Below are 13,244 nucleotides of genomic sequence, written 5' to 3'. Positions count from 1 at the left end.
CCAGCCTCCCCATCGTGATTCACGCTGGTATGTCAGCTCGCTACCGTTGGAGGCGGAAATCGTGGCTAAGGCAATAAGAAGGCACTGGTCGGTAGAAAACGAGCTGCATTGGGTATTAGATGTCACTTTTCGAGAAGATGCTATCTCACTCAAAGATCCTGATGGGGCTGCACAAATGGCGCTTTTTAACCGAATTGCATTAAATGTGATTAAACAGAATACCAGTATAAAAGACAGTCAGGCGGCTAAACGTCGAAGAGCCATTTGGTCAGGGGAATTCCGTAGTCAACTTATCTTTGATTAAATTAAATACAAAGTGGAATCCCACCCTGCCCCAGTCACAGAGTTAGCTATGCTCCTGGGGATTCGCTCCCTTGCCGTCGTGATACATATTGAAATCTATTGGGTATATACATCTAACGAGTAATATTACTTAATGAAAAAATGGAATTTGCCCCGTTCCACCCACAGCTGAAGCCATTTTTCACCGTTGTCAATGAAACTGAATAATGTACAAAAAACACTCCGTTAATGGAATAGAATTGTGACAAGAACACATTTCTAACAGTCACTCAATTTTTACCTTTTATTACACTTTTTAAATTTATCTATTAATATTAATTAATGAAAATATAAAATTCACAAAATAACCATAAATTAGTTTTTTTGTGGTGAAAAATTTCTATTAGAAAGTAAAAATCATCTATGTGGGAAAAATAAATCCGATACGACCTTACCAGGAGAAAATACGATGAATCAGCATAACGATTTCTCAGCGGACACGGATGTCGGAAACCACCTCATAGAAGGGAATAATGAATACAATATCTATAACAATAAAGATAACACTGTCGTCGCTAATGAAGCCGCCGCTGCCATGTTGCTGCAAAATAGCAACGTAATCGCCTGGGGATTGCCAAACCTTGGCGGCCAGGTTCCCCCGGAAATTGCCCAACTACAGGATATCGTCAACTTGTGTGCAACAGGAGGCGCATTCGCCGCCTTACGGCTGGACGGCAGCGTTGTCGCCTGGGGGAATCCAAACGTTGGCGGCAATGTTCCGCCCAATATTGCCGAATTACGGGATATTGTCAGCTTAAGCTCAACAACCTACGCATTTGCAGCTCTTCGGGCAGACCGTAGTGTCGTCGTCTGGGGAGATCCTCTTTATGGAGGGCAACTCCCGCCAGAAATTGCTGGATTGCAGGACATTGTCAGTCTGGCTCCAACAGTTAATGCTTTTCTGGCTCTACGTGCTGATCGCAGCGTTATATCTTGGGGAAAACCCTGGGAACCACCCCCTCCTGCAATTGCTCAACTACGTGACATCGTCGACTTATCTATTACAGTCGGAGGATTTACAGCCTTTTCTGCCTTACGGGCAAACCGTAGTGTCGTCTCCTGGGGATACAATCTGAATGGCGGCAAACTTCCACCCGAAATTGCCCAATTACAAGACATCGTCAGCTTGAGTTCAACAGGATTCTCATTCGCCGCCCTGCGGGCAAACCGCAGTGTTGTCGCCTGGGGAGAAGCAAGTGGTAGCGGTACAGTTCCGCCAGAAATCGCTAAATTACAGGATATTGTCAGTATAAGTGCAACAGGAGATACTTATGCGGCCCTGAGGTCAGATCGTAGCGTTGTCGCCTGGGGATTTCCTCTTAATGGCGGCCAGGTTCCGCCAGAAATTGCCAAATTAAAGGATATCGTCAGCTTGCATCCAACGGCAAGCGCGTTCGCAGCCTTAAGAACAAATCGCAGTGTCGTCGCTTGGGGTAATGCGTATAGTGCCGGCCAAGTCCCACCTGAAATTGCCCAATTACAGGACATCATCAGCCTAAGTGCAACAAGCAGTTCATACGCCGCACTGCGTGCAAACCACAGCGTCGTCGCCTGGGGCTGGAAGGAGGGTTATACAGGCAGCCCAGTCCCACCTGAAATTGCCCAATTGCGGGATATCGTCAGCCTGACTGGAACCGGAAATACATTCGCCGCCTGGCGGGCAGATGGCCGGAGAGTAGCCTGGGGAGGCTGGGAGAATAAACCACGAGGTGAATACAATTAGTTAGTTGAAATTAAAACAGGCTGAACCAAATATCTCGGTTCAGCCTATCGCTTATTAAGACGGCATATTAATGCGCCTGATCCCAGTTGTCACCGATACCCACATCTACTTTCAAAGGAACATCAAGCACTAAGCTCTTCTCCATCAATTCACGAATTTTCTGTTCTGCATTTTCAAGTTCTGATTCATGAACCTCAAATACCAACTCATCATGAACCTGCATAATCATACGAACTTTCGGCGCTTCTCTGATAATCCAATCATCCACCTCAATCATTGCTTTTTTGATGATATCTGCCGCAGTTCCCTGCATTGGCGCGTTAATAGCTTCACGCTCTGCTGCCTTACGACGCACACCATTGCGAGATTTGATATCGGGCAAATAAAGACGACGACCATCTAGCGTTTCAACATAACCCAGCTCTTCCGCTTGTTCACGGGTACGCTCCATATACGTCAATACGCCCGGATAACGCTCAAAATAAAGATCCATATAGCGCTGAGCTTCCCCACGTGGAATACCTAACTGACGGGCAAGACCAAACGCACTCATACCGTAGATCAAACCAAAGTTAATTGCTTTAGCACTACGGCGCTGCTCACTGGTTACCTGTTCCAGCGGTACATCAAAGACTTCTGCCGCCGTTGCCCGATGAATATCTTGTCCTTCAGCAAAAGCCTTCAATAACCCTTGATCCTGAGACAAATGAGCCATAATCCGCAACTCAATCTGAGAATAGTCAGCGGCCATAATCCGATAACCTTCAGAAGCCACAAACGCCTGACGAATACGGCGGCCCTCTTCATTACGGACAGGAATATTTTGCAAATTAGGATCACGTGAAGAGAGACGCCCGGTTGCTGTTACTGCCTGGTGATAGGAAGTATGAACCCGTTTGGTCAACGGATGGACCATCTGTGGCAATTTATCGGTGTAAGTGGATTTTAGTTTTGCCAACCCACGATGCTCTAAAATTACTCTCGGTAACTCGTGGGCATCCACCAACTCTTCCAGTACTTCTTCATTAGTAGATGGTGCACCACCTGGCGTCTTCCTCACGACTGGCAGATTCAATTTTTCAAATAATATCGTCTGTAACTGTTTTGGCGAAGCCAAATTGAAAACCTCACCGGCCAATTCATGTGCTTCTTTTTCCAACTCATCCAAACGTACTGTGATCTCTTTTGAATGCTCAACCAAAATATCTGAGTCAATCAGTACTCCTGCACGTTCCATACGGAAAAGTACCATTACCAGTGGCATTTCTGTTTCCAGGAACACTTTTTCCAATGCCGGGACTTTCTCCAATTGTGGCCACATAACCTGATGCAGCTGCAAAGTGACATCTGCATCTTCTGCGGCATACATTGCGGCCTGTTCCACCGGGATCTGATTAAAAGTAAGCTGATTTTTACCTTTACCGGCAATTTCTTCAAACGTCGTGGTCTTATGATTCAGATGACGTTCAGCCAGACTATCCATATCATGCCGCCCCGTACCTGCAACGCTGTCGAGCACATAAGATTCCAGCATAGTATCGTAAGCAATACCTTGCAGTTCAATGCCATAGCGAGCCAAAACACCGCAATCAAACTTAATATTTTGACCGATTTTCAGCCGGTTGCTATCTTCAAGCAAAGGCTTTAATGCTGCCAGTACAGCACCTCTGTCAAGCTGCTCTGGTGCCCCCAGATAGTCATGCCCCAGAGGCAAATAAGCCGAGTCTCCGGCTGTTATCGCAAACGATATACCCACCAGATTAGCTGTCAAAGTATCAAGGCTGTCAGTTTCGGTATCAAAAGCAAAAACTGGCGCTCCTTTAAGCTTCTCAATCCACTCGTCAAAGCTTTTCTGATCAAGAATAGTCTGATAATTATCAGAAGGTAGCGTTGATGAAACAGATTCACTTTTAACCGAGGATGAGTCATCATTGCCGGTCGATGCTAGCTTTTTATCCTTAGCCACCAACCAATCGCCATTTGCCACGTCACTCAACCAACGTTTAAATTCATAACGTGAGAACAACTCGTGTAGTTTCTCCGTATCCGGTTCTGCAACTGATAGCGCAACACAGGTTTTATCCAACTCCACGTCAGTTTTGATAGTTGCCAATTTATAAGAAAGATAAGCCACATCTTTATGTGGTTCTATCTTATTCGCCAGCATTTTTGCTCCTCGGAAACTCAGCCCCGCAATTTTATCCAAATTGGCAAAGATATCATCCATACCACCAATCCCTTGCAATAACCCCAGTGCTGTTTTCTCTCCTACACCAGGTACGCCAGGAATATTGTCTGAAGAATCCCCCATCAGCGCGAGAAAATCGATAATCAACTCTGGCGGTACACCATATTTTTCAACGACTTCTTCTGGTCCCAAAATGGTGTTATTCATTGTATTGATCAGTGTGATATTCGGCGTTACCAATTGCGCCATATCCTTATCACCCGTGCTGATAAGTACTGCACGACCCTCTTTTTCCGCCTGTAACGCCAAAGTCCCAATCACGTCATCAGCTTCCACCCCCGGAACCACCAGCAATGGTAGCCCCATAGCTTCGACCATCTGATGTAATGGTTCTATCTGCGCACGCAGATCATCCGGCATAGGAGGACGATGGGACTTATACTCAGCAAACAATTCATCACGAAAAGTTTTACCTTTGGCGTCGAATACCACCGCTACATGACTCGGCTTATATTCCATGACCATACTACGCAGCATATTTAATACGCCATACATAGCTCCGGTAGGTTCGCCTGCACTATTGGTTAGTGGAGGGAAAGCATGATACGCGCGATAAAGGTATGAGGAACCATCAACCAAAATCAGGGGATTGTCTGCTATCTGAGCCATAAGTCTTCTTCATTTACTGTTACGGGTATAAAGGAATAGGATGCCACAGTGAGAAGCAGGAAACGAATTTTGTGTGAATTTTCTTTACGGAGAGCAAATTCAGATATTCACATTTTGCTATAAATTCTGTGGATAACTTTGTGTATAGATATTATAGGTTTTATTTTAATCTTGATCGTTGATAAAAAATACTTATCAACTGCGTGTAAAAATCAATGACTTATAACCTGAGTCATTAAATTGTCATATTACCTTATAGATCACAGAGTTGTGGATATAACCAGAGTTTGTCTTATAAAAAAGTCTTTCTAACCTGCATTGTGCCAAAGTCTCTCACTTTGGCACATATCCATATTATTCTATTTCAGTCGTTAACATTATTTTTGATTTAACAAAAAGTTAACAACATCCGAATATGATTTCGCGTAATTATCATCAGAAGTTGCATCAATACCGTTATTTCTCACCATATATTTGCCGTTAACAAACATTGCTGGTACACCACGCAGTTGCAAATCTTGAGCGGCTTTTTGCTGCTTAACAACTAAAGATTTCACAACAAAACTGCTCATAGCAGCATCATAATCTTCAGCAGTTACCCCTGCTTTGATAAAAGCATTACGAATGTCGTTCGAGGTTTTAATCGTCTGAGTTTTTTGAATCCCCTCAAACAGTACCGGGGTCACTTTGTCTTCAACGCCTATTGCCATTGCAACAGCCCAAGCTGTCGTCAATTCTTTACCCAATGGCCCTAAAAAATCCACGTGATAACGGACAAGTTTTGTCCCTGCCGGCAAATTCTGTTTCACAGTCTGAGGAACTTTAAAAATCTCTTCAAATTGATAACAATGAGGGCAATAGAAAGAAAAGAACTCCAACACCTGTGGTTGATCTGGCACCGGCGATTTTAGTTCAACAAACTCAGTCCCTTCAGTGAAATTAGCAGCAGAGGCACTAAATGCCATCACCATTCCTACTAAAACTAACCAAAACTTTTTCATAACTATCTCCATGATAAACATTAATACATTGGGCTAAGCTGCAAAGGTGGCTCCTGTAACAGCTTAATCTGTTCAGAAAAAAGTGACGTCTGTTTTAACCAAAAATCTGTGTCCGTCATCCAAGGAAATGCCTTTGGAAAAGCCGGGTCCTGCCAGCGACGAACAACCCATGCCAAATAATGGACCATTCGCATAGCGCGCAGTGGTTCTATTAACGACAACTCTTCCAGGTCAAAATTCGTAAATTCATTATAAGCTTCCAACAGAATATCTAACTGTAATTGCTGTTCCTGACGGGAACCATGAAGTAACATCCATAAATCCTGAATTGCCGGGCCGTTACGCGCATCATCAAGATCAACAAACCAGGCTTCGTCACGCCACAGGATATTACCCGGATGGCAGTCACCATGAAGCCTCAATATTTGCCACTCCTCGCGCCAATTTGATTCCACGACACTTATCAGATCATCCAATATAGCTAAAAATTGTACTTTGTGGGCCGAAGGAAGCCATTCACATTCAGCCAAAAACTGTCGTGGTTGATACAGATACTCACTTAACCCGATAGTTGGACGAGTTGTGAATTTTTGCTGATAGCCAATCTGATGGATTCTACCCAGCAAACGTCCTGCATCTTCCAACTGAAAGAGATTATCAGATTCATATTGGCGGCCACCGATGCTTGGGAAAACAGCAAAAAAGAAATCCTTAAAAGTCAGTACAGTTTGCTGATCAAATACCAGAGGTGCCGCAACTGGTAAATCAGCTTGTTGCAAAGCCAAGGAGAAATCATGCTCTTCCTGAATCTGCTGCCGATCCCAGCGCAATGGCCGATAAAATTTCACAACATAACGTTTACGATTTTCATCTATAAACTGGTACACACGGTTCTCATAACTGTTTAATTCTGTCAGCCCGGAATCTATGTATAACCCAGTCTGCATCAATGCATCCATAATCAAATCCGGTGTTAATTCCCGGAAATTAAAAGCCGCCTGATTTGTTAACACACTCTACTCTCTTGATTAATCTGTAATAGCACCATGAGCATGCAATAGCCCGTTTTAAAATCTACTTCATTATTTTTTTAGCCCCGGAATTTCTGCCATTGCCTCTAAGCCACGCACTTTCAGGTGACAAATCAAAAAACATCATCGGTCAAAACTCATAAACTTCACTAAGCTGATGAGATTACATATCAAATTTCCTATCAACAAAAACCTATACAAATTAGCAGGGATAACTCCCCAGAGAAAGAATTGCTCTGTCAATAAGCGTAAAGGTCACTCTCTTATCAGTAAGTTATACAATAATGCTTGCCTTAAAAACGCTAAGTTAAGCTCAGATCACCAACCCGAAAAAAGTTATATTGATGGAAACAAATGCGTTATCGATAGAAACACTATGCAACCAAAAATAAGCGGTGTAATCCTCACAGGTGGTCGGGCGACCCGTATGGGCGGGAATGATAAAGGGCTAACCCTTTTAAATGGGCTACCTCTATATCAACATATTGCAAATAAGCTGCACCCACAGGTAGACGAATTAATTCTCAGTGCTAACCGGAATCTGGAAATATACCGCCAAAGCCGTTATCAGGTTATCACTGATTCAACACCAGATTTCTCTGGGCCATTAGCGGGAATGTTAGCAACACTGAAATCGGCCAGTCACGATTGGGTGGTATTTGTTCCCTGTGATGTACCGGATTTCCCGGCTGATTTAGTCACCCGCTTATGGCAAGGCAAGCAACAGGCATTAGCAGCCTATGCAGATGATGGTCATCGCACTCACCCCACTTTGGCTTTATTACACCGCAGTTTAATATCCCAACTGAGTAGTTATCTGGCTGATGGTGATCGTAAGCTAATGCTATTTATGCATAAAATTGGCGCAATAGCCGTTCAATTTGCTGATAATCCAACCGCTTTTACTAATCTGAACACTCCGGAAGAATGCCAAAACTGGGAGCATATACAAAAAATCAAAAAAATGAGTACAAAACCACCTCTTCCACTACTTGGTATCACAGCATACAGTGGCACAGGAAAAACGACGCTTCTCAAGAAAGTGATCCCGTTATTGCGCCAACGGCAAATCCGAGTCGGTCTGATAAAGCACACACACCATGATATGGATGTAGATAAACCGGGCAAAGACAGCTATGAACTGCGCAAAGCCGGTGCAAAACAAACCTTGGTCGCCAGCCAGCAACGTTGGGCATTAATGACAGAGACATCAGATTCATCAGCCTTGGATCTGAACTATCTTGCCAACCGTTTTGACTCAGATTTTCTGGATTTAATCTTAGTGGAAGGTTTCAAAGATGAACCAATCAATAAGATCGCACTATACCGTCGTATTATTAACCGACCATTAAGCGATCTTCTTGATCAACATGTGATTGCTATTGCCAGTGATGAAAAATTGGAGACAGCCTTACCACAGCTAAATATTAATCAACCTGAACAAGTCGCTGATTTTATTGTGAATTGGCTGAATATCGAATATTAAATAGTTTCCACCTACGGTACAGAACATAAGAGCACACTGAAACATAGGGAGAAGACCAAGAATAACCATTGCAGAACAATTATCAGCTTATTTCACCTTCTCTGGATAACCTGACCACCATACCTGCCACCAGACGTCCTTGATGAAACGTTGCCTGACGGGCAGGTATACGCGCCACCGCTTCAGCAGAACAACTGGCGGCTACCAGAACAAATTCAGCCTCATCACCCACCTGTGGCCAAACACGCTGGCCCTGATCATTAAGCGGTAACACACCACCAGTAGCAATCGCCATAGCACGAGAAAGATGATATTCATCTGAACCACGGTACAACTGCGCGTACAAATTAGCCTTTTCTAACATGTCACCAGTGCCGAATGGAGACCAGTGATCGATCACACTGTCAGTACCTGTCATGATAAACACCCCTTTGGTTCTGAGTTGCGGCAATGGCATCATCAAGCTGCCGATCGGCACTGTAGAAGCGATAGTAATTTGCTGCTCTGCCAAGCGAGAAGCCGTTTCCATCAACGCACCTGCATCCAACGTGGTCAAAGCAAAGGCATGACTAATTGTCACCTTGCCACGCAAATTAGGCGTTTTTTCCACTATATCAATCATGTAGTTAATAGCAGCAACACCTGCTGGGTTGCTCTCATGCAAATGAATGTCCACACCAGCATTATTGTCCAACGCGATCTGGAACATAGTATCTAGTGATTTTTCCATTGCTGCATCCACGTTAGTCGGGTCCAACCCACCAACATACTGCACTCCCATTTGCATCGCCTCACGCATTAACCCTTCCACTTTAGAGTGCAATAAACCGTGCTGCGGGAAAGCAACAATCTCACAAGAGAAATCATCACGATGATTCTCCAACGCATACTGCAAATGTTCCAGACTCTTTAGACCACTAACTGGATCGATATTACAATGGCTGCGAGCCACTGTACTACCCTGAGATTGTAGCAGAGCAATGAGTCCCTCTGCCCGCTGCTGCGAAGTAGCTAGCAACCTGGGAATCAAAGTTTGCTCCAGGGCGATCATATCCATGATGGTTTTCCCCTGGCGCGGTCGCGGTGCTTGCCATCGACCACCGTAAAAAGTCTTGTCCAAATGGATATGCATATCGCGAAAGGCGGGCAACAGTAATTGCCCTTGCGCCTGATAGCAGGGCAGGTTCATGTTAAACAACATACCAGCAGCATGAATAGCCGCTATCCGGCCATCTTTGATTTCTAATGTATATAATGCGGTGCGAGTGCCAATTACTGTATCGCCGTCATACTCAAATCCCTCCTCCAGCAACACATCTCTCAAATAATAATGGCGATCAGTAAGAAGGGTAGTCTGCACCTGCGATGTACCAGATAAAACAGTTGACGGTCTCGCTTGAGCGATCCCTCCAGTCAGGGAGATAACTGCGCAAGCGGTGGTGAGTTTGCCAGTTTGACCAAGAAAATCTCTGCGACTTTGATATCGAAGTTTTTCCACATTCAATTCCTTACTTAAAAAATTGCCTAAAAAAATGCCAGGCAATTGTGAATCTCGAAAGGATATTTTCCAGAATTTAAAACATATATAGATAAGTTTCCAACGACATCACAACCTACTCTCACAAGATTGCTGTGTAGCAATTATGGAAAGCTTAATGAATCATATGGATTAAGGAAGCATTTATTCTGATTTTCCAGAAAATCAATTAAAGAGGATGGGGTTTGTGGCAGGAGTTAGTAAACCTCCTGACATTCACCATTAGTAGGCTCAATACGCCCTTGAATCTATACGCTTGTGCATTTGTTCGAATCCTTAATGCCTAAACCGCTAAGAATTCACAGCACAAATTAACAGTGTATTCGCTCAAGCTCGCCCTGATTCAGTCCTGTGGTTTTCATCACTGTTTCACGATCGACTCCGCTACTCAGTAATGTATGCGCGATTTTTAGAGTCGCCTCTTGGCATCCTTCTAGGAGTCCTTCTTGAAATCCTTCTCGGAACCCTTTCTGCTCCAGTTTCTGTGCTATTGTCATCAGTACCTCCTCATACTCCGGGGACGGCTATGCCAGTCGCCGGATAAAACCTTCTGGATAGGCGATATCTCCCACCTATAATAGGTAGTTATATACGCTTTTTAGCTGATTATCCGTGTCGATAGTGACAACAACCAAATCTTCAATTTTATTTAAGGGCCGAATGACAGAACAATTATGATCATGAACTTACCCAAATAACGTACCATTTCTATGCATTGCATGCATTTACGCATGCATCTCTACACCAATGGGGACTCTCTAGCACGAAATTAGTGGCGTATTTGCTCAAGCTCATTCTCGCTCAGGCCAGTGGTTTTCATCACTGTTTCACGATCGACTCCGCTGCCCAGCAATGCATGAGCGATTTTTAGAGTCGCCTCTTGACGCCCTTCTTGACGTCCTTCTTGACGTCCTTTTTGCTCCAGTTTTTGCGCTATTGTCATCAGCACCTCCTCATACTTCGGGGACTGTTCTGCCAGTCGCCGGATAAACCCCTCTGGGTCGGCGGTATCTCCCGCCTGTAACAAGTAGTTTAACACGCTTTTCAACTGCTCATCGGTATAGTAGTCATACGCTAGCAGCACAACCAGCTCTTGCAACCGCTCTGCCATATCACGCTGTCGGATATGCTTTTGTACCATCTCTAACAACGCAATCCGTTTGTGCGTCAAGATTTCATCGTCCGGGATCACCGTCACATCCACCAAGGGAAACATTGTGGAATAGACTTCCTTTGCCAATACCGGATCATTGAAGCAATCGAACCAGTTGGTACTCCACGGATACGGACGTTTTTTCCCATGATAGAATAATATCGGGATAACCAATGGTAATTTTTCATGTCCCCGTTCCAGATGCCGCTGCATTGCTGAAATACTATAGCGCATCAGCCGGAATGCCATCATCTTGTCTGGAGAACTCTGGTGTTCGATCACGCAGTACACATAACCGTCACCCTGCGCCGTTTTCAGCGAATATAGGATATCGGAATAATGAGCACGTAGATCATCCTCAATAAACGACTCTGGTTCCAACCGGAGTGTACCAAGATCACAAACTGCCCGTAATCCTACCGGCAAGTGTATCTCCAGAAAGTCCCTGGCAGTATCCACATGACTTAAAAATTTTTTAAAAACAGCATCATGTGGCGTTGGTGTATTTTTTCTCTTCATCGGTAAATAGTAGCATATTTTCTTTTATATTGAAGAAATATTAAGCAAGAAAGCTGCCCCCACTATTTATCCTTAAGAGAGATTGATAATCTAAAGACCGGGTGACCCGGTCTTTAGAAGTATTTTCCAGGGGAAGAAAAGGATTAAAGGTAAGTTTCGGCAACATCACCGCATCGTGACAAACTCTTCCGCCGCAGTTGGATGAATTGCCACAGTGTTATCAAAATCTTTCTTAGTTGCCCCCATCTTCAATGCAACAGCAAAACCTTGCAACATTTCATCCATCCCAAAACCGATACCGTGAATGCCAACAATCTTCTCTTCCGGCCCGACACACACTAGTTTCATCCGGCATGGTTGGCGATGTTGAGTGACTGCGGTATACATCGCAGTGAAAGAAGATTGATATGTTTTCACCTGACCTTCACCAAACTGCTCTTTCGCCTGAGGTTCAGTTAACCCCACAGTTCCAACCGGTGGATGACTGAATACAACTGTTGGAATGTTCGTGTAATCCAAATACTCTTCCGGCTTATTATTAAATAAGCGTTCCGACAGACGGCGACCAGCTGCCACTGCAACAGGCGTTAATTCCACCACTCCAGTATTGTCACCTACAGCATAAATACCTTTCACATTGGTGTTTTGGTATTTATCAACCTTGATATAACCTTTTCCATTCAATTCAACACCAGTTACAGGCAGATTCAAATTATCTGTTGCTGGTTCACGGCCAATAGCCCAGATCAGGGTATCAACTGTCTGCTCTTTACCATTTTGCAGTTGCAAAGTCAGACTACCATCAACATTTTTAATCACCGCTTTTGGTACAGATTCAGTATGTAAAGTAGGCCCTTCAGTATTGATAACTTCCAATAATGTTTCAACAACCATCGGGTCAAAAGAGCGCAACGGTGCATGTTGACGTACAAACAAATGCGTTTCACTACCAAGTGAATGCAATACGCCGGCAATTTCCACCGCGATATAACCGGCACCAACAACCGCAACCCGTTTTGGCATCTCTTCCAGCTCAAAGAAACCGTCAGAATCAATACCATATTCAGCCCCTGGCACATCAGGACGCACCGGACGGCCACCTGTCGCAATCAAAATATGATCTGCGGTGATTTCTTCACCGTTTACTTCGACAGTATGTACATCAACAAAACGGGCAAAACCTTGGATCACATCAACTTTATTATTATCCAAACCACGTTCATAAGACTGGTGGATACGATCAATATAAGCAGTACGACTGGCAATCAGTGCCTTCCAGTTAAAGCGGTTAACTGTAGTATCAAAGCCGTAATCTGGTCCGTACTGGTGGATAGACTCAGCAATTTGTGCTGCATGCCACATCACTTTCTTCGGCACACAGCCCACATTGACACAAGTTCCACCTAATGCCTTAGCTTCAATCAGGGCACATTTTTGCCCGTACATAGCCGCACGGTTAATTGATGCTATACCGCCGCTACCGCCACCAATCGCTATATAGTCGTAATGTTTGCTCATCTGGATTGTTTCCATCTAATCAGTTTAAGAGGGTTAATACCCTAAAGCCTATTATGGCAAAAAATATCAAGTAGTTG

General features: G+C 44.1%; 9 protein-coding genes and 2 pseudogenes. 4 read left to right on the top strand and 7 right to left on the bottom strand.

Annotated features, from left to right (window positions below; translation table 11 throughout):
• A partial coding sequence (locus tag BO26_RS14175; protein ID WP_036772395.1) for an ISAs1 family transposase occupies window positions 1-304 on the top strand: 304 nt, incomplete at its 5' end.
• Between the two features lie 447 nt (window positions 305-751).
• Window positions 752-2,065 carry an RCC1 domain-containing protein gene (locus BO26_RS14170; RefSeq protein ID WP_036772394.1) on the top strand — a complete coding sequence of 438 codons (1,314 nt, stop codon included), beginning with the start codon at window positions 752-754 and terminating at the stop codon, window positions 2,063-2,065.
• A 67-nt stretch (window positions 2,066-2,132) separates the two neighbouring features.
• Here the strand turns inward: BO26_RS14170 and polA are convergent, their stop codons facing one another.
• The 3 genes from polA to BO26_RS14155 all read right to left on the bottom strand — a co-directional run bounded on the left by polA (window position 2,133) and on the right by BO26_RS14155 (window position 6,936).
• Entirely contained in the window at window positions 2,133-4,922 is a 2,790-nt protein-coding gene (gene polA, locus BO26_RS14165; protein WP_036772392.1) for a DNA polymerase I, read from the bottom strand.
• 377 nt (window positions 4,923-5,299) lie between these two features.
• Window positions 5,300-5,923: a thiol:disulfide interchange protein DsbA gene (gene dsbA / locus BO26_RS14160; RefSeq protein ID WP_036772397.1), complete on the bottom strand. Its 624-nt coding sequence runs from the start codon at window positions 5,921-5,923 to the stop codon at window positions 5,300-5,302.
• 20 nt (window positions 5,924-5,943) lie between these two features.
• Window positions 5,944-6,936, bottom strand: coding sequence for a serine/threonine protein kinase (locus BO26_RS14155; RefSeq protein WP_036772391.1), 993 nt, complete (start codon window positions 6,934-6,936; stop codon window positions 5,944-5,946).
• Between the two features lie 394 nt (window positions 6,937-7,330).
• On the opposite strand from BO26_RS14155, the pseudogene mobA reads away from it, so the two are divergent.
• Window positions 7,331-7,909, top strand: a pseudogene (mobA, locus tag BO26_RS24150) (molybdenum cofactor guanylyltransferase MobA); the annotation flags it as partial.
• 9 nt (window positions 7,910-7,918) lie between these two features.
• Window positions 7,919-8,440: a molybdopterin-guanine dinucleotide biosynthesis protein MobB gene (gene mobB, locus BO26_RS24145; protein WP_236637464.1), complete on the top strand. Its 522-nt coding sequence runs from the start codon at window positions 7,919-7,921 to the stop codon at window positions 8,438-8,440.
• Window positions 8,441-8,522: 82 nt separating this feature from the next.
• Here mobB and BO26_RS14145 read toward each other — a convergent pair whose 3' ends face one another.
• The 4 genes and pseudogenes from BO26_RS14145 to gorA form a co-directional block, all read right to left on the bottom strand.
• A complete protein-coding gene (locus BO26_RS14145) occupies window positions 8,523-9,938 on the bottom strand; it encodes an amidohydrolase family protein (RefSeq protein WP_036772386.1) in 1,416 nt (471 codons plus the stop codon).
• A 350-nt stretch (window positions 9,939-10,288) separates the two neighbouring features.
• Window positions 10,289-10,579 (bottom strand): annotated as a pseudogene (locus BO26_RS22775) (ISNCY family transposase); the annotation flags it as partial.
• 167 nt (window positions 10,580-10,746) lie between these two features.
• Window positions 10,747-11,649, bottom strand: coding sequence for an Rpn family recombination-promoting nuclease/putative transposase (locus BO26_RS14135; protein WP_036772383.1), 903 nt, complete (start codon window positions 11,647-11,649; stop codon window positions 10,747-10,749).
• A gap of 165 nt (window positions 11,650-11,814) precedes the next feature.
• Window positions 11,815-13,167 (bottom strand): glutathione-disulfide reductase, encoded by a 1,353-nt coding sequence (gene gorA, locus BO26_RS14130; RefSeq protein ID WP_110882779.1) that lies wholly within the window; start codon window positions 13,165-13,167, stop codon window positions 11,815-11,817.
• Window positions 13,168-13,244 lie beyond the last annotated feature (77 nt).

The sequence above is a fragment of the Photorhabdus australis DSM 17609 genome (assembly GCF_000711895.1).
GTDB lineage: Bacteria > Pseudomonadota > Gammaproteobacteria > Enterobacterales > Enterobacteriaceae > Photorhabdus > Photorhabdus australis.
Note: the sequence above shows the minus strand (reverse complement) of the source record. Positions and strands in the feature narration are given on the sequence as shown.

Excerpts from the sequence above, each read along its gene's own strand:
- dsbA (WP_036772397.1), bottom strand. The coding sequence starts at position 5,923 with ATGAAAAAGTTTTGGTTAGTTTTAGTAGGAATGGTGATGGCATTTAGT.
- gorA (WP_110882779.1), bottom strand. The coding sequence starts at position 13,167 with ATGAGCAAACATTACGACTATATAGCGATTGGTGGCGGTAGCGGCGGT.
- mobB (WP_236637464.1), top strand. The coding sequence starts at position 7,919 with ATGAGTACAAAACCACCTCTTCCACTACTTGGTATCACAGCATACAGT.
- polA (WP_036772392.1), bottom strand. The coding sequence starts at position 4,922 with ATGGCTCAGATAGCAGACAATCCCCTGATTTTGGTTGATGGTTCCTCA.
- BO26_RS14170 (WP_036772394.1), top strand. The coding sequence starts at position 752 with ATGAATCAGCATAACGATTTCTCAGCGGACACGGATGTCGGAAACCAC.
- BO26_RS14135 (WP_036772383.1), bottom strand. The coding sequence starts at position 11,649 with ATGAAGAGAAAAAATACACCAACGCCACATGATGCTGTTTTTAAAAAA.